The 19,908-nt window shown below is 71.4% G+C and carries 23 protein-coding genes; 9 read left to right on the top strand and 14 right to left on the bottom strand.

Annotation, left to right across the window (positions count from 1 at the left end; translation table 11 throughout):
* Positions 1–29: 29 nt before the first annotated feature.
* The 3 genes from WFK95_RS02875 to WFK95_RS02865 all read right to left on the bottom strand — a co-directional run bounded on the left by WFK95_RS02875 (position 30) and on the right by WFK95_RS02865 (position 1,737).
* Positions 30–326, bottom strand: coding sequence for a GNAT family N-acetyltransferase (locus WFK95_RS02875; protein WP_336669827.1), 297 nt, complete (start codon positions 324–326; stop codon positions 30–32).
* Positions 327–424: 98 nt separating this feature from the next.
* Positions 425–1,171, bottom strand: coding sequence for a phosphoglyceromutase (locus WFK95_RS02870; protein WP_336669826.1), 747 nt, complete (start codon positions 1,169–1,171; stop codon positions 425–427).
* Positions 1,168–1,737, bottom strand: a complete 570-nt coding sequence (locus tag WFK95_RS02865) for a TetR/AcrR family transcriptional regulator (protein WP_336669825.1) — start codon at positions 1,735–1,737, stop codon at positions 1,168–1,170. Before WFK95_RS02865 ends, WFK95_RS02870 begins: the two co-directional genes overlap by 4 nt.
* A gap of 66 nt (positions 1,738–1,803) precedes the next feature.
* Here WFK95_RS02865 and WFK95_RS02860 point away from each other — a divergent pair, with 66 nt between their 5' ends.
* Positions 1,804–2,646, top strand: coding sequence for a class I SAM-dependent methyltransferase (locus tag WFK95_RS02860; protein WP_224646024.1), 843 nt, complete (start codon positions 1,804–1,806; stop codon positions 2,644–2,646).
* Here WFK95_RS02860 and ctaD read toward each other — a convergent pair.
* The 4 genes from ctaD to WFK95_RS02840 form a co-directional block, all read right to left on the bottom strand.
* Complete coding sequence (ctaD, locus tag WFK95_RS02855; RefSeq protein ID WP_224646023.1) at positions 2,643–4,352, bottom strand: aa3-type cytochrome oxidase subunit I; 1,710 nt, start codon at positions 4,350–4,352, stop codon at positions 2,643–2,645. The two genes, WFK95_RS02860 and ctaD, sit on opposite strands and share 4 nt — an antisense overlap.
* Positions 4,353–4,419: 67 nt before the next feature.
* On the bottom strand, positions 4,420–4,833 hold the full coding sequence (locus WFK95_RS02850) for a pyridoxamine 5'-phosphate oxidase family protein (RefSeq protein ID WP_224646022.1): 414 nt from the start codon (positions 4,831–4,833) through the stop codon (positions 4,420–4,422).
* Between the two features lie 124 nt (positions 4,834–4,957).
* The gene (locus WFK95_RS02845) at positions 4,958–5,734 is read right to left on the bottom strand and encodes an LLM class F420-dependent oxidoreductase (RefSeq protein ID WP_224646021.1); all 777 of its coding nucleotides are present in this window, start codon (positions 5,732–5,734) and stop codon (positions 4,958–4,960) included.
* A gap of 14 nt (positions 5,735–5,748) precedes the next feature.
* On the bottom strand, positions 5,749–6,975 hold the full coding sequence (locus WFK95_RS02840; protein ID WP_224646020.1) for an MFS transporter: 1,227 nt from the start codon (positions 6,973–6,975) through the stop codon (positions 5,749–5,751).
* A gap of 71 nt (positions 6,976–7,046) precedes the next feature.
* On the opposite strand from WFK95_RS02840, the gene WFK95_RS02835 reads away from it, so the two are divergent.
* The gene (locus tag WFK95_RS02835; RefSeq protein ID WP_336669824.1) at positions 7,047–7,946 is read left to right on the top strand and encodes a LysR family transcriptional regulator; all 900 of its coding nucleotides are present in this window, start codon (positions 7,047–7,049) and stop codon (positions 7,944–7,946) included.
* Here WFK95_RS02835 and WFK95_RS02830 read toward each other — a convergent pair.
* A complete protein-coding gene (locus WFK95_RS02830; protein WP_336669823.1) occupies positions 7,928–8,701 on the bottom strand; it encodes a methyltransferase domain-containing protein in 774 nt (257 codons plus the stop codon). The genes WFK95_RS02835 and WFK95_RS02830 overlap by 19 nt on opposite strands.
* 36 nt (positions 8,702–8,737) lie before the next feature.
* Here WFK95_RS02830 and WFK95_RS02825 point away from each other — a divergent pair, with 36 nt between their 5' ends.
* From WFK95_RS02825 to WFK95_RS02805, 5 genes are all read left to right on the top strand, one after another.
* Complete coding sequence (locus WFK95_RS02825; RefSeq protein WP_336669822.1) at positions 8,738–9,535, top strand: ABC transporter ATP-binding protein; 798 nt, start codon at positions 8,738–8,740, stop codon at positions 9,533–9,535.
* A 292-nt stretch (positions 9,536–9,827) separates the two neighbouring features.
* Positions 9,828–10,412 (top strand): DinB family protein, encoded by a 585-nt coding sequence (locus tag WFK95_RS02820; protein ID WP_224646016.1) that lies wholly within the window; start codon positions 9,828–9,830, stop codon positions 10,410–10,412.
* A gap of 75 nt (positions 10,413–10,487) precedes the next feature.
* On the top strand, positions 10,488–11,021 hold the full coding sequence (locus tag WFK95_RS02815) for a MerR family transcriptional regulator (protein WP_224646015.1): 534 nt from the start codon (positions 10,488–10,490) through the stop codon (positions 11,019–11,021).
* Between the two features lies 1 nt (position 11,022).
* Positions 11,023–12,021 (top strand): aldo/keto reductase, encoded by a 999-nt coding sequence (locus tag WFK95_RS02810; protein WP_224646014.1) that lies wholly within the window; start codon positions 11,023–11,025, stop codon positions 12,019–12,021.
* A 121-nt stretch (positions 12,022–12,142) separates the two neighbouring features.
* Complete coding sequence (locus WFK95_RS02805; RefSeq protein WP_224646013.1) at positions 12,143–12,553, top strand: hypothetical protein; 411 nt, start codon at positions 12,143–12,145, stop codon at positions 12,551–12,553.
* A gap of 127 nt (positions 12,554–12,680) precedes the next feature.
* Here the strand turns inward: WFK95_RS02805 and WFK95_RS02800 are convergent, their stop codons facing one another.
* On the bottom strand, positions 12,681–13,811 hold the full coding sequence (locus WFK95_RS02800) for a YbfB/YjiJ family MFS transporter (RefSeq protein ID WP_224646012.1): 1,131 nt from the start codon (positions 13,809–13,811) through the stop codon (positions 12,681–12,683).
* A gap of 9 nt (positions 13,812–13,820) precedes the next feature.
* A complete protein-coding gene (locus tag WFK95_RS02795; RefSeq protein WP_336669821.1) occupies positions 13,821–15,176 on the bottom strand; it encodes an MFS transporter in 1,356 nt (451 codons plus the stop codon).
* Positions 15,177–15,263: 87 nt separating this feature from the next.
* On the opposite strand from WFK95_RS02795, the gene WFK95_RS02790 reads away from it, so the two are divergent.
* A complete protein-coding gene (locus WFK95_RS02790) occupies positions 15,264–15,923 on the top strand; it encodes a TetR/AcrR family transcriptional regulator (RefSeq protein WP_336669820.1) in 660 nt (219 codons plus the stop codon).
* A 4-nt stretch (positions 15,924–15,927) separates the two neighbouring features.
* Here WFK95_RS02790 and nagB read toward each other — a convergent pair whose 3' ends face one another.
* From nagB to WFK95_RS02775, 3 genes are all read right to left on the bottom strand, one after another.
* A complete protein-coding gene (gene nagB, locus WFK95_RS02785; protein ID WP_224646009.1) occupies positions 15,928–16,707 on the bottom strand; it encodes a glucosamine-6-phosphate deaminase in 780 nt (259 codons plus the stop codon).
* A 66-nt stretch (positions 16,708–16,773) separates the two neighbouring features.
* On the bottom strand, positions 16,774–17,274 hold the full coding sequence (locus WFK95_RS02780) for a hypothetical protein (protein WP_336669819.1): 501 nt from the start codon (positions 17,272–17,274) through the stop codon (positions 16,774–16,776).
* Complete coding sequence (locus tag WFK95_RS02775; RefSeq protein WP_336669818.1) at positions 17,271–17,864, bottom strand: hypothetical protein; 594 nt, start codon at positions 17,862–17,864, stop codon at positions 17,271–17,273. Before WFK95_RS02775 ends, WFK95_RS02780 begins: the two co-directional genes overlap by 4 nt.
* A 96-nt stretch (positions 17,865–17,960) precedes the next feature.
* Between WFK95_RS02775 and WFK95_RS02770 the strand changes: the two genes are divergently transcribed.
* Positions 17,961–19,454: an MFS transporter gene (locus tag WFK95_RS02770; protein WP_336669817.1), complete on the top strand. Its 1,494-nt coding sequence runs from the start codon at positions 17,961–17,963 to the stop codon at positions 19,452–19,454.
* Here the strand turns inward: WFK95_RS02770 and WFK95_RS02765 are convergent.
* Complete coding sequence (locus WFK95_RS02765) at positions 19,402–19,908, bottom strand: YbjN domain-containing protein (protein WP_443081523.1); 507 nt, start codon at positions 19,906–19,908, stop codon at positions 19,402–19,404. The genes WFK95_RS02770 and WFK95_RS02765 overlap by 53 nt on opposite strands.

Genomic DNA, 19,908 nt, shown 5'->3' with positions numbered 1-19,908 from the left:
CACATCGGGAACGACTGGTGAACAACGGGTTACCGGTCGGCGGCCACCTCGACAACGGAGGCGTACTCGGGGTGCTTCGTCACGTAGTTCGCGACGTAGGAGCACACCGCGCGGGCCCTCTTGCCCGAGTCGACGACGTCGTCGAGCGCAGCCTTGGTGAGCACCGCCGCATAGCCGTTGCCGCCGTACTCGGCGTCGACCACGGTGTGAGTGAGCAGGCGCACCTCCACCTCGTCGACGTAGTCGAGGTAGCCCGCCTGCTCGCCATCGACGGTGAGCACGTAGCGCTCCTGTTCCGGGGAGTGGGTCACAGTCACGTCAGCCATGTGATCCAACCTATCCTCTGCGTGGCCCCGGAGGCTGAGGAGAAACTTAGGGGGCGGTACCGATTCGCTCGGTACCGCCCCCGTCGCCGATCGTGGGACTACTTGGCGCCCTGGTTGGCGACCGCGGCGGCGCCCGCGGCGGCGGCCTCTGGGTCCAGGTAGGTGCCGCCCGGGTTGGCGACGGCGCCGTCCTCGTTGAACGAGTAGGTCAGCGGGATGCCGGTGGGGATGTTCAGCGCCGCGATATCGGCGTCGGAGATCCCGTCGAGGTGCTTGACCAGCGCGCGCAGCGAGTTGCCGTGCGCGGCCACGAGCACCGTCTTCCCCTGGGCGACCTGCGGCTCGATGACAGCCTGGTAGTAGGGGATGAAGCGCTTGACCACGTCGAGCAGGCACTCGGTGAGCGGCACCTGCGGCAGGTGCGCGTACCGCGGGTCGCCGGTCTGGCTGTACTGGTCGTCCGCGTCGATCGCGGGCGGCGGGGTGTCGTAGCTGCGGCGCCACAGCATGAACTGCTCGTCGCCGTACTTGTCCTTGGTCTCGGCCTTGTTCAGGCCCTGCAGCGCGCCGTAGTGCCGCTCGTTGAGGCGCCAGTCGCGGACCACGGGGATCCAGTGCCGGTCGGCCGCGTTCAGCGCGATGTTCGCGGTGGTGATCGCGCGACGCAGCAGCGAGGTGTAGAGGATGTCGGGCAGCAGGCCGGCCTCCTTGAGCAGCTCGCCGCCGCGGGCGGCCTCGCCGCGCCCCTTCTCGGTCAGCGCCACGTCGACCCAGCCGGTGAACTGGTTGGACGCGTTCCACTCGCTCTCGCCGTGACGGAGCAGGATCAGGGTGCCGTAGGTCATGCGCCGTAGTTTAACGCCTGCCGGATCGGCCCACGCAGGTCCGCGAGGCTCTCGGCCTCGGTCTTCGCGGGCCCCAGCGACCGGGCGCCGTACAGCCGGTCGAAGAGCAGGCCCTCGAGCAGGCTGACCAAGTCGGCCGCCGCCCGGTCGGGGTCGACGGTGCCGAGCGCCGCGAACAGGCCCGTCGCGAGCGGCACCGAGAACAGGCAGGTGGCGAGGTCCGCCTCGAGCCCCTCGGCCTGCGCGTCCGGTGCCAGCGCGTAGCGGGCGAGCGAATCGCGCCGACGGTCCGTGAGCAGGTGGTGCAGCTGGCGCGCCGTCACGTCCGCCGCGGTGTCCCGGTCGACGGTGCGCGGCACGTCGGCGTCGAAGGCCGCCCGCGACCGCTGCCGGAGATGCTCGATCGCGGTGCGCAGCAGATCGGAGCGGGTGCGGCAGTAGTACGACGTCGATCCCTTCGGCAGCCCCAGCCGCTTGTCGACGGCGCCGTGCGTCACCGCCCGGTTGCCGCCCTCTGCCGCGAGGTCCAGCGCCGCCTCACCGATCGCGGTCCGCCGCTCGTCCACGGTTGCCCTCCATCCACTCGATCCTCTATAACAATAGAGCACTCTACTTTTATAGAGGGAGACGACATGGACGACCTGATCGGCACCGTCGACGACACCGCGCGCTGGGTCGCGCACCACCGGGCCATCGAATCGGCGCGCCCCGACGCGCTGTTCCACGACCCGTTCGCCGCGCGGCTCGCGGGCGCCGAGGGCGCGGCGATCGCGGAGGGCGCCGCCCCGGCCGCGGGCGGCGGCGACGGCTGGTACCTCACCGCCCGGACGGTGCTGGTCGACGAGGCGGTGGCCGCGTCGATCGCCGACGGCTGCGACACCGTCGTCAACCTGGGCGCGGGCCTCGACGCACGGCCGTACCGCCTCGACCTGCCCGCCGACCTCGAGTGGCTCGAGGTCGACCTCCCCGCGATCCTCGACCACAAGGCCGCGATCCTCGCGGCGGAGATGCCGCGATGCCGGCTGCGCCGGGTGCCGCTGGACCTGGCCTGCGACGGCCTCGCGGACCTCCTGGCCGGGCTCGCCGGCCGTCGGATCCTGGTCCTGTCCGAGGGGCTGGTCATGTACCTCTCCCCCGACGATGCCGACACCCTCGCCGACGCCCTGCTCGCCGCACCCGTGGACCACTGGTGCCTCGATCTCGGCTCTGCGGGTGTGGGATCGGTGATGGCGGAAAGGAACCGGGGCATCCTGCGGCACGCGCCGTGGCGCTTCCTCCCCGCGGACGGAGTCGCTCACTTCGAGGACCGAGGCTGGGCGGCCGACCGGATCGACTCGTTGTTCGTCGCCGCGGTGGAGCTAGGACGCCTGGACTCGCCGGAGGCGCACCGTCTGGCCGCGGGACCGCAACCGGACCCGCGCGCCCCTGGCGACGCACCATGGAGCGGCGTCGTGACGCTCTCCCCGGCTCGCTAGCGCGCGGTGTGCTTCTCCGCCCGCATTCGCTCGACCATGTGCGGGTAGTGCAGCTCGAACGCGGGGCGCTCGGAGCGGATGCGCGGCAGCTCGGTGAAGTTGTGCCGCGGCGGCGGGCAGCTGGTGGCCCACTCGAGGCTGTTGCCGAAGCCCCACGGGTCGTCGACCGTGACGACCTCGCCGTAGCGGTAGCTCGTGAAGACGTTCCACACGAAGGGCAGGACCGAGGCGCCCAGGATGAACGCGCCGACCGTCGAGATCTGGTTCAGCGTGGTGAAGCCGTCCGTGTCGAGGTAGTCGGCGTAGCGGCGCGGCATGCCCTCGGCGCCCAGCCAGTGCTGGACCAGGAAGGTGGTGTGGAAGCCGATGAAGGTGAGCCAGAAGTGCCAGCGGGCCAGTCGCTCGTTCAGCAGGCGTCCGGTGGCCTTGGGGAACCAGAAGTAGATGCCCGCGAACGCCGCGAAGACGATGGTGCCGAACAGCGTGTAGTGGAAGTGGGCGACCACGAAGTAGGTGTCTGAGACGTGGAAGTCGAGCGGCGGGGAGGCGAGGAGCACGCCGGTGAGGCCGCCGAAGAGGAAGGTCACGAGGAAGCCGATCGAGAACAGCATCGGCGACTCGAAGGTCATGTTCCCCTTCCACATCGTGCCGATCCAGTTGAAGAACTTCACGCCCGTCGGCACCGCGATCAGGAACGTCATGAAGCTGAAGAAGGGCAGCAATACCGCGCCGGTGGCGTACATGTGGTGCGCCCACACCGCCATCGAGATCGCCGCGATCGCGAGTGTCGCCATCACGAGGCCGCTGTAGCCGAAGATCGGCTTGCGGGTGAACACCGGGAAGATCTCGGAGACGATGCCGAAGAACGGCAGGGCCAGCACGTACACCTCCGGGTGACCGAAGAACCAGAACAGGTGCTGCCACAGGACCGCTCCGCCGTTCGCGGGGTCGAAGAGGTGGGCACCGAACTGCCGGTCCACCTCCAGCCCGACCAGTGCGGACGCCAACAACGGGAAGACCATCAGCGCGAGCACGCTCACCACGAACATGTTCCACGTGAAGATCGGCATCCGGAACATCGTCATCCCGGGCGCCCGCAGACAGAGGACTGTCGTGACCATGTTCACCGACGCGAGGATCGTCCCGAGCCCACCGACCGTGAGCCCCATCAACCACAGGTCGCCGCCGACGCCCGGGCTGTGCGCGGCATCGGAGAGCGGGGTGTACGCGGTCCAACCGAAGTCGGCCGCGCCGCCGGGGACCATGAAGCCCGCGGACGCGGTGAGGCCGCCGAACAGGTACAACCAGTAGCCGACGGCGTTGAGCCGGGGGAACGCGACATCGGGCGCGCCGATCTGCAGGGGCACGAGGTAGTTGGCGAAGCCGAACGCGATCGGGGTCGCGTAGAGCAGCAGCATCACGGTGCCGTGCATGGTGAACAGCTGATTGAACTGCTCCGTGGAGAGGAACTGCAGGCCGGGCTCCGCGAGCTCGCCCCGCATGACCAGGGCCATGAGGCCGCCCACGAAGAAGAACAGCATCGAGGTGACGATGTACATGACGCCGATCGTCTTGTGATCCGTGGTGACGACGACGTCGCGGATCCAGCCGCCGGCGGGCCTGCCGCGCGCGGGTTCGGGGCGCACGGCGCGAAGCCGCCGCTCGGGTGCCACGTCCGTGGCGGTCGTCTCGGTTCCACCGTCCATGGATCGATCGTCGGCCGCGGGAGCCCCCCGCGGCAGTGGCGGACGTCCCGACCGATGTCCCGGCGGCTCAGGACCAGGTGCGGCCGAAGCCGCGGGCGCTGACCCGTTCCGCCAGGACCTCCACGACCTCGTACTTGCCGTCGTCGATGAAGGGACGCAAGGAGAGCGCGTCCGTGACGGACAGGGCCGACGAGTCCGTGCGCACGCGTGCGGGCCCGCGCACGATGACGCTCCAGGCCTGGTCCCCGCCGACCTCGTCCACCTCGAAGGCCACCTCGCGCGCCACGACGGCCGAAGCGAGCTTGCTGCCCGGCCCGGTCCGGAACAGGACGTTGCAGCCCTCGCCGAGCACGTAATTCACGGGGAAGATCTCGGCATCTCCCCCGAGCGCGATCACGATGCGCCCGACGTCCTTGCGGCGCAGCAGCTCGATCGCCTCCGCACGATCGAGGACGGTGGTGCCGGCGGTGAAACGTTCCATGACTCGCTCCTGGGGTCGGGGCGGGCGGGTGCCCGCCGTCCCAACCTCACCCCGTCCGGCGGCGCGCCACCAGGGACCTTCGTCCGGCCGCACGTCCCGGGACCGCCGGGAGCGGAGGCCTCGCCTACTGCGAGTCCCGCCAGCGCAGCAGGGCTTCGATGATGGTGTAGTCGAAGCCGGGCGCGGAGAGCTCGGCGGTGAACTGCGTGGCCCCCTCGGCGACGAGCTGGTCGGCGAAGGCGAGGGCCTCGTCGGGGCCCGTGCCGCGCGGGATGGCGATGTTGTGCGCGATCTCCTTCGGGTCGCGGCCGATCTTCGCGCACGCCTCGGCGAGCACGGCCGACTTGTGCCGGTACGTCTCCAGGTCCACGAAGTAGTGCCACACCGACGCGTACTGCGCCACCAGCGGCAGCGTCTTCTTCTCGCCGCCGCCGCCGATGAGGATCGGGATATCGCGCGTCGGAGCGGGATTGAGCTTGGCCCACCGCTCGGTGATCCGCGGCAGCGCGGCGCCGAGGTCGTCAAGGCGCGAACCGGCGGTGCCGAACTCGTAGCCGTACTCGTCGTAGTCGCGCTGGAACCAGCCGGAGCCGATGCCCAGGATCAGACGCCCCTTCGAGATGTGGTCGACGGTGCGCGCCATGTCGGCGAGCAGGTCGGGGTTGCGGTAGCTGTTGCAGGTGACCAGCGCGCCGATCTCGATCCGCGAGGTCTGCTCCGCCCAGGCGGCGAGCATCGTCCAGCACTCGAGGTGCGTGCCGTCGGGGTCGCCGGAGAGCGGGAAGAAGTGGTCCCAGTTGTAGACGACGTCGACTCCCAGGTCCTCGAGCTTGGCGACGGCGTCGCGGAGCTGCTGGTACTCGGTGAAGTGCTGGGGCTGAAGTTGGACTCCGATGCGCATGGCATCGACGCTACTCAGCGCTCCGCGGACGCGCTGGCCGAACCGGGAAGGACCGCGACGACCAAGACGAACGCCGCGGCGATGCCCACCCCGACCGCGGCGGCGATGCCCGCCCAGCCGGCGGCGGCGAAGGCCAGCCCCGCCGCCGCGCCGACGACCGACGAGCCCGCGTAGTAGCAGAACAGATACCCCGACGAGGCCTCCGCGCGATGCTCCGTCGCGAGCAGCCCGACCCAGCCGCTCGCGACGCTGTGCGCCGCGAAGAAGCCGGCGGTGAAGACGACCATCCCCGCGAGCACGGCGGGCGTCGAATCCGGCAGCGTGAGCACCAGACCCGCGCCCATCGTCGCGATCGAGGTCAGGAGCACCCGGCGGCGGCCGATCCGGTCCGCGAGCCGGCCCGCCGCACCCGAGGAGACGGTGCCAGCGAGGTAGATGAGGAAGACCAGCCCGACGACGCCGGGCGCGAATGCGAAGGGCGCGGCCAGGAGCCGGAATCCGAGGAAGTTGTAGACGCTGACGAAGCCGCCCATCAGCAGGAAGGCGAGCACGAACAGCGTCGCGAGCTCCGGCCGGCGGAGGTGGCCGAGCATGCCGCGCACCGTCGTTCCCACCGAGACCGGCTTCGGCACGTGGAACCGCGACGCCGGCAGGGTGCGGATCATCACCACCGTGAGCACCGCCGCGGCGACGGCGAAGAGCTCCATGGCGCCGCGCCAGGCCATGACGTCGAGCCCCACCGCCGTGACGACGCGTCCGAGCAGCCCGCCGATCGTCGTGCCCGCGACGTAGCGGCCCATCGCCCCGCCGAGGTCGCGCCCGTCCACCTCCTCGGCCAAGTAGGCCATGGCGACGGCGGGCACGCCGGCGAGTGCGATCCCCTGCAGCGCACGGAGTCCCAGCAGCATCGGGAGCGTCGGGGCGAGCGGGATCAGGAGGCCCAGTATTACGGCCGCGACGGCCGACACCGTCATCACGCGGGTCCGGCCGAAGCGCTCGGACAGCGCGCTGACGGGGATGATCGCGAGCGCGAGCAGCCCGGTGGTGACGGAGACCGCGAGCGCGGAGACGGCCGGCGCCGAACCGAAGACCCGCGTCAGCTCGGGCAGCACGGCCTGGGTGGAGTACATCGAGCCGAAGGTCGTCAGGCCCGCCACGAACAGCGCCAGGGTGGTCCGACGGTACGCGGGGGTCCCGGCCCGGAGCGGCGCGGTCTCGGCGGTCTCGACGGTGGCGGTCATGGGGCCCACCCTGCCCCCGCGGCTCCGATGTGTGAAATGCATGAATATGTCGATCCTGATAGAAAGAACGCATGACCCCAGCTGGTAGGCCCGTTCCGAGCACGTCGGACGACCTCGCGCGGTTCATCACACTCGCCGAGACCCAGCACATGACCGACGCCGCGGCGGCGCTGCGGATCACCCAGCCCACGCTCTCGCGCACCCTGGCGCGCCTGGAGGCGGACATCGGGGCGCCCCTGTTCGACCGGCGGCACGGGCGCCTCGTCCTCAACGCGAGCGGCGAGATCTACCTCGACCACGCGCGCCGCGCACACGCCGAGCTGGAGGCGGCGCGGGCGCAGATCGCGGACCTGCGCAGCCCCTCGCAGGGCACGATCCGGCTCTCCTTCCTGCACTCCTTCGGCGTGGCACTGGTGCCGCGGCTCGTCTCCGGCTTCCGGGAGCGGGAGCCGCGGGTGACCTTCGAGCTGTCGCAGTTCGCCGCCGGGACGGTCACCGAGCGGGTGCTCGCCGACGAGGCCGACCTCGCGATCGTCTCGCCGCGGCCCGCCACCAGCGCCGTCGCCTTCGGGCTGCTCGCGGTGCAGCGCCTGGCGCTGGCCGTGCCGGCCGGCCACCCGCTGGCGGAGCGCGCGTCCGTGCACCTGTCCGAGGCGGCCGACGCGGACTTCATCACCATGCACCCCGAGTTCGGCCTGCGCCGCATCCTCGAAGAGCGCTGCGCCGCCGCCGGATTCCGGCCGCGGATCGCCTTCGAATCGTCCGAGTCCTTCACCGTCGCCGGCCTGGTCGCGGCCGGCCTCGGGGTGGCGCTGCTGCCCGTCGACGAGGACCCGCTGTGGCCACCCGGTCTGGTGCTGGTGCCCATGTCCGGGCCCGCGCCGACCCGCGAGGTGGGACTCATCTGGCGGCCCGACACGGCCCTACCACGCGCGGTGCGCGCCTTCCGCGACTACGCGCTCGACTCCTGATCCCGGGTCGCCACGACGAAGATCCGACGGAAGGGCAGCACCGTCCCGAAATCCTTGGGCGGGTAGGCGGTGTTCAGCTCCGCCTTGTACCGGGCGACGAAGTCCGCGCGCTCGGCACCGTCGAGCCGCGCGAGCACCGGGCGCGCGCCGGTGCCGGAGATCCACTCGAAGACGGCGTCGGGGCCCTGCAGCACGTGTTGGTAGGTCGTCTCCCAGGCGTCGACCGCCCAGCCTGGGCGCTGCAGCGCCGCAAGATATTCGGCGGGATCGCGCACGTCGATGCGGCGGAAGTCGGTGATGCCGTACTCCGTCGCCAGGCGCCACAGGAGGGCGTGCGAGGGCGCGTCCTGATTGCCGGGCACCTGGAAGGCGAAGGCGCGGGCGGCACCGTCGGCGGTGGCGGGCAGCAGGTCGATGTGCCGATCGACCCACTGGTACATGGCGTTCGAGACGATCACGTCGGGGCGCTCGCCGTCGGGGCGCCACGCGGCGGCGTCCCCGACCGCGAAGGTCGCGCGCGGATCGGCGACGTCGGCGCGGGCACGCTCGATCATCTCCTCGCTGGAGTCGACCCCGTGGATCGCAGCGTCCGGCCAGCGGGCGCGCAGCGGCGCGACGTCATTGCCCGGGCCGCAGCCGAGGTCGACGACGGTGCGTGCGTCACCGGGGATGCGGGCGAGCAGGTCGAGGAACGGGCGAGTGCGCTCGTCGCCGTAGCGGAGGTACTGGGATGGATCCCACCGGTGAGAAGTCATACAATCATCCAATCAATTTGAGTGGAGAGGTGGACTGTGACTGATACCGCGACGAACGATCCGCACGTGCTGAGCATCGACCACGTGGACCTGGTCCGCACCGGTCGCAACCTCCTCGACGACGTCTCCCTCACCGTACGCCGGGGCGAGCACTGGGTCCTGCTGGGCGCGAACGGCGCCGGGAAGTCGACGCTGCTCGGCCTGTGCGGCGCGGTCACCCACCCGACCCGCGGCACCGTCGACGTGCTCGGCAAGCGCCTCGGCCGGGTGGACATGCGCGAGCTGCGCACGCACATCGGGCACGTCAACCCGCGCCACCGCCTGGACGAGCCGCTGACGGTGCGCGACGTCGTGATCACCGGCGTGACGAACACGCCCGAGTTCCCGCCGCGCTGGGCGCCGACCGACGCGCAGCGCACCCGCGCGGAGGAGCTCGTCGAGACGCTCGGGATGGCGCGGCACGTGGAATCGCGCTGGCCCACCCTCTCCCAGGGCGAGCGGGGGCGGGCGCTGATCGCGCGCGCGCTCATGGGCGAGCCCGATCTCCTCCTGCTGGACGAGCCGGCGACGGGGCTCGACCTCGCCGCCCGCGAGCGCCTCCTGACCACGGTCGACGGTGCGCGGCGCGCCCACCCCGAGCTCGCGTCGATCCTGGTGACCCACCACTTGGAGGAGATCCCCGTGACCACCACGCACGCGGTTCTGATCCGCGACGGCCGGATCACCGCGGCGGGCGCCGTCGACGACGTGCTGACCACCGACGCGATCAGCCACGCCTTCGACCACCCGATCACCATCGCGCGCCAGGATGGGCGCTGGACAGCCCGGTCGTAGCGCGCCGTTCGTTCGATTCGCGTTCGATATCGTTATCGATTCGTGATCTGGTGATCGATTTTCGGCGCTAGACTGGGGGCATCCTTCCACGGAGGTGCCGGATGTACAGCGACGACGAGTACGAGCCGTTCGAACACTGCGTGTGGCTGGAGGTCGCCCAGGAGGAGATCGCCGCCCGTGCGCTCGCCGATGCGATCGCCGCCGAATACGAACAGCAGGACGCGATCGAGGCGGATGTCAGTGGTCCGCGCTTGACTGGGGACGTCCCCCTCGATCCCGTCAGGAGTTCTTCATGCCCTTCATGGCACCCCCGGCCGATTCCGAGCGAGCCGGGCTCCGTGGCTTCCTCACGCAGCAGCTCGACGGTCTGCGGCACACCGCGTTCGGTCTCACGGAGGCGCAGATCCGGCTCTCGCCCGCCCGCAGCACGCTCACCGTAGGCGGGCTGCTCAAGCACGTCACACTCACGGTCAACGCCTGGTCCGCGCGCGCCGAGGCCGCGCCGGAGCTGTTCTCCGATCCCCGGCTGGACGCCATGGCCGAGGGCGATGACTTCCGGCTCGGGGAGGGCGAGACGCTCGCGACCCTGCTCGCCGCCCACGACGCCGCCACCGCACGCGTCCTCGCCGTCGCAGACACCGCGAATCTCGACGCCGTCGCTCCCGCGCGCCCGGCGCCGTGGTTCCCCGACGGCTTCGAGGGGTGGACGGTGCGCTGGATCCTGCTCCACGTCATCGAGGAGGTGGCCCGCCACTCCGGCCACGCCGACATCCTCCGCGAGGAGATCGACGGCGCCACCGGATACCCACTCATCGCCGCGGCCGAGGGCATGGGCGACCTGGGCTTCGTCCGGCCCTGGACACCTGAGCGCGACTGACACAGCACCGACGGATCCGGGCGCCTGCGAAACGGTGTTGACTTCGAGTGCGCTCGAAGGCTTAGCGTTGCTCACGTGGTCGCACACACGGAAGAACTCGCATCCATCGTCCGCTCGCGCGGGCCGCTGCCGAGCGCGGCGGAGATCCTCGCCGGGCCGGCCCAGGAGGGGCCGCTCACCGTCGCCGAGATGGCGGAGCTGGTGGGCGTCTCGGGCCACACGCTGCGCTACTACGAGCGGGTCGGCCTGGTCACGGTCGACCGGGACGGCGCCGGGCACCGTCGCTACGGGCCGCAGGCGATCGCGCGGGTCATCTTCCTGACCCGGCTCCGCCTGTCCGGCATGCCGATCGCCGACATCACGGAGTACGTCCACCTCGTGGACGGCGGCGACGCCACGATCCCCGCCCGCCTCGCACTCCTCACGGCGCACCGTGCCCGCACGGCCGCGCAGATCGAGGAGCTGCAGTACTCGCTCGCGGTCATCGACTACAAGATCGCCACCTACGGCGGCGGGCTCGGCGACTGCGTCGCCGGCGCACCGGCCACCACTCCCGACACCGCGGCGGCCGGCACCGTCGCAGCCCACGAACTCGACCTGAAGGACTGACATGCTCCCCACTCGCACCCTCGGCGACCTGCGCGTCTCCGCCCTCGGCCTCGGCTGCATGGGCATGAGCCACGCCTACGGATCGGCCGATCCCGACGAGGCTCGCGCCACCCTCGAGGCCGCGCTCGCCGCCGGCGTGACGCTCTACGACACGGCCGACATGTACGGCAACGGCGCCAACGAGGAGTTCCTCGCCCCCTTCGTTCAGGCGCACCGCGACGAGATCGTGCTCGCCACCAAGTTCGGCTTCGTCAACGACGAGAACGCAAGGCCGATCGGCCTCGACGGCCGCCCGGAGCGGGTGGCCGGGTGCGTCGACGGCTCGCTGCGCCGCCTCGGCGTCGACGTGATCGACCTCTACTACCTGCACCGCGTCGATCCGCAGGTGCCCGTCGAGGAGACCGTGGGCGCGATGGCCGAGCAGGTGGCGGCGGGCAAGGTCCGCGCGCTGGGGCTGTCCGAGGCGACCGCCGAGGACATCCGCAAGGCCGCCTCCGTGCACCCGATCGCCGCGCTGCAGTCGGAGTACTCGATCTTCACCCGCGACGTCGAGGACGGTCCGCTGCAGGCCGCCCGCGAGGTGGGCGCCGGCCTGGTGCCCTTCAGCCCGCTCGGGCGGGGCCTACTCACGGCCGACCGCAAAGCCGTCGCCGCGGCGCTGGGCGGCGACGACTTCCGCCAGTCGATCCCGCGCTGGCAGGGCGAGAACCTCGAGGCGAACCTACGGCTCGTGGACCGGATCGACGCCATCGCCGCCGACCTCACCGCCTCCGGTGCCGGGGCCGACGGTGCGCCGGTGACCGCCGCGCAGGTCGCGCTCGCGTGGGTGCTGGCGCAGGGCGAGGACGTCGTGCCGATCCCGGGAACTACGCGGCGCAAGCACCTCGGCGACAACCTCGGCGCCGCCGCCGTCGCGCTCACCGCGGACCAGCTCGCCGAGCTGACCGCTCTGTCGGCCGTGGGCAGCCGCCTCCCGCAGCGCACGCTGCAGCAGCGCTGATACTCCGGCGGTCGGCCCGCGCCGCCGCAGTGCGGGCCAACCGCCGGGCAAGGCGACACCAAGGGGTCGCGGGAATCGTGGAGTTCGGCAAGAAGATCCGTGCTGACCTCCAGGAGAATCGATGCATCCCCATCCGACGAAGGCCGGGGGCCCGACGGGCCGGATCCGGCTCCACTGCCGGCGGGGCCGACGCGGGTTCTGGCAGCGGTTCGACCTCGTGAACCGCATCGCCGACTTCCTCTGGACCCGCGACCCGACGGATCTCATCGACCTGGGCGGCAACGGTCCCGACGTCTGGGCCACCGTGGACGGGCTGGTCGAGCAGTGGCCGCTGGCGACGATGTGGAGAACGAACACGCTGACGGTGGAGGCGGGCGATCGATTGCTGCGCGTCGCATGCAACACGGACACGGTCACCTTCACCTGGCAGTACCTGCCCGTGCGCGTGCTCCCCGGCCAGACAGTGGACGTCTACTACGCCGCGCCTCCGGCCAAGAACAGGCCCGCCTCGCTCGGATTCGTGCCGGCCTGACGCGGGGCATCCCGGTGCCGTCGGACCTCACGCGCGCGGAGGAGGTACTCGGCGTACCCGCTGAGATGTGTTCCCCAGCGGCGCGACCTCCGCGGAATCACAGGGGTGCGCCGCTGGGCGGCACAGGTCAGCGGATGCCCGGAGTGGCGGCCCGATCCGGCGCCGTCCAGCGGGCGAAGGCGGCCAGCGCCGCGGAGGCGACGAGCACGCCACCGGCGGTGAGGAACGCCGCGTCGTAGCCGTCGCCGAGCATCGGCGCGACGACGAGCGGGCCCACGATCTGGCCGATGCCGTACCCCGCGGTGAGCACGGCGGCCGACCGGGGAATGCCGATCCGCGCGCCCGCCTCCATCGACAGTTGCACTGCCCCGATGAAGGTGCCGCCGAACAGGACCGCCGAGACGGCGGCCGCCGCGGGACCGTGGACCAGGGCGGGCAGCACCGCGGAGACCACCTGCAGCAGCAGCGCGATCACCAGCAGCGATTCCGCGGAACGGTACCGCCGCAGCCGCGCCCAGATCAGCGGCGAGACGGCGGCCGCGAGACCGACGATCACCCACGCCGCGGGCCCCTCCCAGGGCCGCCCGCCGACGGCCACGGCGGCGACGAGGAAGGTGCCGAGCACGATGTAGCCGAGCCCCTCGAGGAAGTAGCTGATCCCGAGCGCCCACCCGGCCACACCGGGCCGGGGCGCGGGGGCACCGTCGGGCCGTGCGACGGGGCCGGACGCGCCCGGCGGGAGCCCCCACGCGAACAGCCCGAACAGCGCGGTCGCCACCGCGGCCACCCACCACAGGACCTGCCAGCCGACGACCTCCCCCAGCGCGACGACCAGCACGCCCGACGCGGCGATCCCGACACCGACGCCGCAGAAGGCGACGCCCGCCGCGGCGGTCCCGGCCACCGCGCCGGCGCAGTAGACGAAGACGACGGCGCTGGCGAGCCCGGCGATCAGCCGCACGCCGGACCACAGCGGCACGCTCACGGCCAGCACCATCGCCACCTCGCTGGCGACCAGCGCGAGCAGCGAGGCCCGCAGCAGTCCCCGGCTGCGGGCCAGCCGCGGTTGGACCGCCAGCGCCAGGGCGCCGAGGAAGTAGCCGAGGTAGTTGAACGTGGCGACGACCGCGGTGGAGCCGGGCGAGATGCCGGTCTGCTCCTGCATGAGCGGCAGGATCGGCGTGTAGACGAACCGCCCGAGTCCCATCGCCGCCGCGAGTCCGGCGAGGGCGCCGAAGCCGAGCTGCCGCGTATTCACTACGCCATTCTAACGAGCGGGGGATTCCTGCTTCGCGGGCAGGAGGAGCGCGAGGGCGAAGGCCGCCGCGACGAGGCCCGCGCTCACCAGCAGCGCGGAGCGGTAGCCGGGGAGGACGGCGCCGTCGCCGTTCACGGCGGCGGAGACGGTGACCAGGATCGCGAGCCCGAGCGCACCGCCCACCTGACGGAAGGTGTTGAGCGCACCCGAGACCATGCCCGCGGCCGCGGGCGCCACCGCGGCGGTCGCGACGTTCGGCAGCGGCAGGAAGACCATGCCGATGCCGACCGAGGTGACCAGCGACGGGATGAGCACGGCGGTGAGGAAGCCGCCGTCCGCGGGGAGCGGCGCGAAGAGCAGGAAGCCGACGGTCGCCAGCGCCGTGCCGATCGTCACCACCCTGCGGGCGCCGATCCGGGGCACGAGGCGCGACGCGACCTGCACCGCGACCACGATGCCGAAGGAGAAGGGCAGGAACATCAGTCCGGTCTTCGTCGCCGAATAGCCCAGGCCCATCTGCAGATACAGCGACACGAAGTAGAAGGCGCCGAACTGGCCCGCGACCACGAAGGCGAACACCAGGCACGGGACCAGCACGTCGCGCCTGCCGAGCACGTGGAAGTCCAGCAGCGGCACCGTCGTTCGGCGCTCGACGGCCACGAGGGCGGCGAGCAGCACAGCGGCGACGACGAACCAGCCCAGCGTGTGCGCGCTGCCCCAGCCGTTGTCGGTGGCCGCCACGATGCCGTAGACGAGCACCGTCAGGCCCGCGGTGGCGAGCGCGCCGCCGGCCCAGTCCGTCCGACGGTCCACCCCCTCCACCGGCCCGGGAGCGGCGTACGAGAGGGCGAGGCCGAGCGCGGACACCACAGCGCCGCAGGCGATGACGGTGCGCCAGCCGAAGGCGTCGGTGAGGACGCCGGAGAGCACCACACCCACGGCGCCGCCGACCGACGCGCCGATCGCGATGGCGGCGAAGCCCTTCGCGCGCTGCGCGGGCTCGCGGAAGGTGAGCGCCACGGAGGTGATCGCGGCGGGCGCGATCGCGGCGGCGCCGACGCCCTGCAGCACCCGCACCGCGATCACCTGCCAGGGCTCGTGACACAGGTAGGCCGCCAAGGAGGCGACGGTGAACAGCGCGAAGCCGAACCGGAGCAGCGCCCGCGGGCCGAACCGGTCGGAGAGCCGGCCGGCCAGGAGGAGCAGCCCGCCGAAGACGATCGCGTACGCGTTGACCACCCACGACAGGCCCTGTGGGGTGAAGTGCACGTCGTCCCGGATCGCCCGGAGCGCGACGTTGGTGACGGAGGCGTCGAAGGCGACGAGGAACTGGGAGAGCGCGGCGAGGAGGAGCGCCGCCCGCACCGGAGGCTTTTGTGTATCTAATAACATAAATTGAAAGGGTAGCCTCAGCAGTAGGCGTTCACAAGACCTCTCCGACAGAATGTGGGCATGCGCCAGATCACGCCGCGCCGCGGCCGCCCGCCCAGCATCACGCGGGAGAAGATCGTCGAGCGGGCCCTCGTCGTGCTCGATGAGGCCGGCGTCGACGGGCTCACCATGAAGGCGCTCGCCGGCGACCTGGGCGTGACCACCATGGCTCTGTACCGCCATGTGGACGACAAGGAGAACCTGCTCGCCCTGGCGCTCGACGCGATCGCGGAGCCCTTCGCGGCGATCACCTTCCCCGACGAACCGCACGCCTGCATCCGGATGGCGATGACGACGCTCTACGAGTCGCTCACGGCGCACCCCTGGGTGCCGGAGGCGCTCATCCGGCCGCAGCGGATCGGCCGCGGCGCGCTCCTCCTCACCGATGCCGTGATGGGCGCGGCGTACGAGCTCACGGGCGACCGCGCGGCCGCGCTCGCCGCCTACCGCGCGCTGTGGAGCCTCACCCTGGGCAGCGTGCTCTCGCACCTGCGGCAGCGCGCGGAGGGGACGCCGCTCACCCACGAGCGCATGGACGAGATCGTCGGGACGATGCCGCGGGACACCGTGCCGAACCTGCGGGCGAGCGCGGAACTGGATGCGAAGCCCGCCACCGTCGACGACTTCGCCGTGACCCTCGCGGCGCTGATGGCGGGCCTGTTCGGGCCCGAGGGGTCCTGAGTTCCTAGAAGGGCTGGTTCGCCGGCTTGTTGGCCAGCACGTGCACGTAGTAGTCCTTCAGCCGCAGCCGCGACGCGGCGGCCTCGTCGATGACGACGGTGACGTGCGGGTGGAACTGGAGCACCGACGCGGGGTTGATCGCGGCGACGGGCCCCTCGACGGTGGCGGCGATCGCCTCGGCCTTGCCCTCGCCCGTGGCGAGCAGCAGCAGGTGCTCCGCCTCGGAGATGGTGCCGAGCCCCTGCGTGAGCACGTGGATCGGCACCTCGTCGATGGAGGCGAAGAACCGCGCGTTGTCCTCGCGGGTCTGCGTGGTGAGGGTCTTGATCCGGGTGCGCGAGGCCAGCGACGAGACCGGCTCGTTGAAGCCGATGTGCCCGTCGGTGCCGATGCCCAGCAGCTGCACGTCGACGCCGCCCGCGGCCTTGATCGCGTCCTCGTAGCGCTTCGCCTCGGCGGCGATATCGGCGGCCGTGCCGTCCGGGCCCTCGACCTTGGCGTCGGGGATGTCGACGTGCGAGGTGAACTCCTTGCGGATCACCTCGCGGTAGCTCTCGGGGTGCCCCTTCGGCAGCCCGACGTACTCGTCGAGGTTGAAGGAGACGCAGTCCTTGAAGCTCAGCCCCTCGTCGCGGTGGCGGCGGATGAGCTCCTGATACGTGGCGAGCGGCGTGGAACCGGTGGCCAGCCCCAGCACCGCGGGGCCGCGGCGCACGTGCTCGGCCACGATGTCGGCGGCGGTGACGGCGACGTCGGCGGGAGTCGGACGGATCACGATTTCCATGCGGCCATCCTAAGGGGCGTGACCGCGGGATACCCGCAGATCAGCCAAACTGGTCATAACCAAATTTCAGGCGTCGCGAGCACGCCCCCGCAGGCCCCCGATGAGCAGCACCAGGCCCGGCCCGCCGACCAGCAGGGCGAAGCCGAAGGCGCCGAAGATCCCGCCGAGCAGGCGCGTCATGTCGGGGCGCTTGCCGAGCGCGACCTCCGTGTAGCCGGGGGTCGGCGGGCAGCTCGCCGTGACCGCACCGGTGCCCGTGTCGAAGACGCGCAGCACCATCCGGTTCTCCACCGTGACGCCCCCGGAGACCTCGCGCAGCGGGATCGGCGCACCGTCGGGCCCGGTCAGCACGCACGACGGTGCGCCCTCCTTGGTCCGCGTGGCCGCCAGGACCGCGTACTCGGCGCCGGCCGGGAGCTCGACGGCGTGCGGCGCAGCGTCGAGGGGGACGGTCTGCGCGTCGAGCCGGAACTGCGGCAGGGTGAGAGTGAGGACGAGGAGGATCGGCACGACGATCGCCGCGAGGATCATCGCGGCGCCGGCCCGGAGCTTCGCGGTCGGACTCACGCCTTCGACCTCCGGACCGCGGTGACGAGGACGCAGAGGAACCCGGAGAGCCCGAGAACACCGCCGAGCGCGAGCGCGCCGAAGATCGCCCCGATCATCGGGCCGAAGCGCGGGTACTTCCCGACCTCCACGTTCTGCCTCACCCCCTCGGGGGACTCACAGGTCACGACCACCGTGCCCGACCCGGTGTCGAAGCGGCGCAGCATCTTCCATCCGCCGACCGTGGTGGTGCCGGCGAGCGGACGCAGCTCCACCTCGGCGCCCGCGCCGTCGACGGCGGTGCACGCCGGGTCGCGCTGGCTCAGGTACTCCGAATTGGCCGTGTAGATCGCGTAGTCCGCGTTCGCGGGGAGAACGACGCCGTGCGGCGCCCCGTCCGCGGGAACGGACCGGCGGTCGAGGTCCCACGCGGGGACGACGATCGTGAGTGCGATGACCAACGGCCCCACGACCGCGGCGACGAGCAGGGCGATGCCGACCCAGATCCCGGCTCGGCCGGGACGCGGCCGGGCGGGCCCCGCCGCGAGTCCCGGCGCCGGGCCCCCGGGGCCCGGACCGAAGGGCGGAAAGCCCGGATTCGGGTAGTTCATGGCTCCACATTAATGCACGTCACAGTGCCCCCGGCGGGGGTGACGCTCGCCGCATCCGGTTGCTAGAGTTGTATTCTGCAACTACCGTCGTGCGGCATGACAGACATGCTCCGAAAGACCCGCGCCGGGGCCCCGTCGGACGGGATCCTCATCGCCGTCCTGTGCCTCGGCGGACTCCTCGCCTCCCTCATGCAGTCGCTGGTGGTGCCGCTCGTCGGCCAGCTGCCGCACCTGCTGAACACCTCCGCCGACAACGCCTCGTGGGTCATCACCTCCACGCTGCTGGCCTCGTCGGTCGCGATGCCGATCGCCGGCCGTCTCGGCGACATGTACGGCAAGCGCCTCATCCTGCTCACCAGCCTGCTGAGCCTCATCGCGGGCTCGCTGATCTGCGCGCTCTCGCACACGCTGCTGCTCACCGTCGTGGGCCGCTCGTTCCAGGGCTTCGCGATGGGCCTGGTGCCCGTGGGCATCTCGCTCATGCGCGACGAGCTGCACGCGAAGAAGATCCCCGGCGCCGTCGCGCTCATGTCGGCGATGCTCGGCGTGGGCGGCGCGATCGGTATTCCGTTCGGCGCCTATATCTCCGAGCACTTCGACTACCACACGCTGTTCTGGTTCTCGCTCGCGCTGGGCGTCATCACGCTCGGCCTGGTGTACGTCGTAGTCCCGGAATCGCCGAACCTCAACCCGGGCAAGTTCGACGTGGTCGGCACCGTCGGCCTCAGCGTCGGCCTGGTCTCCGTGCTGCTCTCGATCACCAAGGGGCAGAGCTGGGGCTGGACCTCGGCGGCCACGATCGGCTGCGCCGTCGGCGGCGTGCTCGTGCTGCAGGCCTGGGGCTGGTGGGAGCTGCGCACCCGCGAATCCCTGGTGGACCTGCGGATCTCGGCGCGCCGCCCGATCCTGCTGACCAACCTCGCCTCGATCATGGTCGGCTTCGCGATGTTCTCGCTCATGCTGACGATGCCGCAGCTGCTGCAGATCCCCGAAGCCTCCGGCTACGGCCTCGGCCTGACCATGCTGAACGCGGGCCTGTGGATGGTGCCCGGCGGCCTGGTCATGATGGCACTCTCCCCCGTCTCGGCGCTGCTCACCAAGCGGATCGGCGCGCGCCTGACGCTCGCGATCGGTGCCACCATGTCGGCCGTCGGCTACTTCGCGCTGCTCGGCCTGACCGACGCGACGTGGAAGATGTCGCTCGGCTCGATGATCGTCTTCGGCGGTGTGGGCGTGGCGTATTCGGCGATGCCCGCGCTCATCATGGGCAACGTCCCGGAGACCGAGTCCGCCGCCGCGAACGGCCTGAACTCGCTCATGCGCTCCATGGGCACCGCGGTCGCCTCGGCCGTGATGGCGACGGTGCTCACCCGCACCACCATCACCCTGGGCGCCGGCACGCCGAGCGCCGTCGAGCTGCCCGCGGAGTCCGCGTTCACCAGTTCCTTCGTGATCGCCGGCATCGTCGCCGCGGTCGCGGCCGTTGTCGCGCTGGCGATCCCGCGCTCGCGCACCGTCGCCGACGGCGCCGAGGAGGTCAGCGCTCCGGAAGCTCCGGAAAGTCTGGCAGCAGGTGCTCGAAGGGCTTGAGGTTCCACAGCGGTTCGCCGCGGGAGACGCGCCAGTCGAACTCGCGGCGGATCGCGGTGGAGAAGCCCATCTCCAGCAGGATGTTGAAGTCGCCGTCGGCGGCCTCCAGCACCTGCCCGAGGATCCGGTCCAGCTCGTCCTCGGTGAGCTCGGCGAACTTGCCGGTGAGGTAGATGTCGCCGGCCTTGTCGAGCGTGTACGCCACCCCGTAGAGGCGCCGGTTGCGCTGCAGCAGATAGCGGTACACGCCCTCGAAGTTCTCGTCGACGTGCCGGCAGACGAAGGCCTCCACCCGCGCGCCGTGCGTGCCCAGCGTGAGCAGGGTGGTGGTCTTCAGCTTCTTCTCGCCGGGCAGCTCGATGACGAAGTGGGCGGCGTCCGTGCCGGTCTCCTCCTTGCGCGTGAACTCGAGTTCCCGCTCGGTGAGGGCCGTTTCGACCTGCTCGGGGGTCAT

This window comes from Tsukamurella sp. USMM236, from assembly GCF_037148755.1.
Lineage (GTDB): Bacteria > Actinomycetota > Actinomycetes > Mycobacteriales > Mycobacteriaceae > Tsukamurella.
This window is presented reverse-complemented; position numbering and strand designations above follow the sequence as displayed.

Coding starts and splice junctions, on each gene's coding strand:
- WFK95_RS02875 (WP_336669827.1), bottom strand. CDS start 326: ATGGCTGACGTGACTGTGACCCACTCCCCGGAACAGGAGCGCTACGTG.
- WFK95_RS02870 (WP_336669826.1), bottom strand. CDS start 1,171: ATGACCTACGGCACCCTGATCCTGCTCCGTCACGGCGAGAGCGAGTGG.
- WFK95_RS02860 (WP_224646024.1), top strand. CDS start 1,804: ATGGACGACCTGATCGGCACCGTCGACGACACCGCGCGCTGGGTCGCG.
- ctaD (WP_224646023.1), bottom strand. CDS start 4,352: ATGGACGGTGGAACCGAGACGACCGCCACGGACGTGGCACCCGAGCGG.
- WFK95_RS02850 (WP_224646022.1), bottom strand. CDS start 4,833: ATGGAACGTTTCACCGCCGGCACCACCGTCCTCGATCGTGCGGAGGCG.
- WFK95_RS02845 (WP_224646021.1), bottom strand. CDS start 5,734: ATGCGCATCGGAGTCCAACTTCAGCCCCAGCACTTCACCGAGTACCAG.
- WFK95_RS02840 (WP_224646020.1), bottom strand. CDS start 6,975: ATGACCGCCACCGTCGAGACCGCCGAGACCGCGCCGCTCCGGGCCGGG.
- WFK95_RS02835 (WP_336669824.1), top strand. CDS start 7,047: ATGACCCCAGCTGGTAGGCCCGTTCCGAGCACGTCGGACGACCTCGCG.
- WFK95_RS02830 (WP_336669823.1), bottom strand. CDS start 8,701: ATGACTTCTCACCGGTGGGATCCATCCCAGTACCTCCGCTACGGCGAC.
- WFK95_RS02820 (WP_224646016.1), top strand. CDS start 9,828: ATGCCCTTCATGGCACCCCCGGCCGATTCCGAGCGAGCCGGGCTCCGT.
- WFK95_RS02810 (WP_224646014.1), top strand. CDS start 11,023: ATGCTCCCCACTCGCACCCTCGGCGACCTGCGCGTCTCCGCCCTCGGC.
- WFK95_RS02805 (WP_224646013.1), top strand. CDS start 12,143: ATGCATCCCCATCCGACGAAGGCCGGGGGCCCGACGGGCCGGATCCGG.
- WFK95_RS02790 (WP_336669820.1), top strand. CDS start 15,264: ATGCGCCAGATCACGCCGCGCCGCGGCCGCCCGCCCAGCATCACGCGG.
- nagB (WP_224646009.1), bottom strand. CDS start 16,707: ATGGAAATCGTGATCCGTCCGACTCCCGCCGACGTCGCCGTCACCGCC.
- WFK95_RS02775 (WP_336669818.1), bottom strand. CDS start 17,864: ATGAACTACCCGAATCCGGGCTTTCCGCCCTTCGGTCCGGGCCCCGGG.
- WFK95_RS02770 (WP_336669817.1), top strand. CDS start 17,961: ATGACAGACATGCTCCGAAAGACCCGCGCCGGGGCCCCGTCGGACGGG.
- WFK95_RS02765 (WP_443081523.1), bottom strand. CDS start 19,908: ATGACCCCCGAGCAGGTCGAAACGGCCCTCACCGAGCGGGAACTCGAG.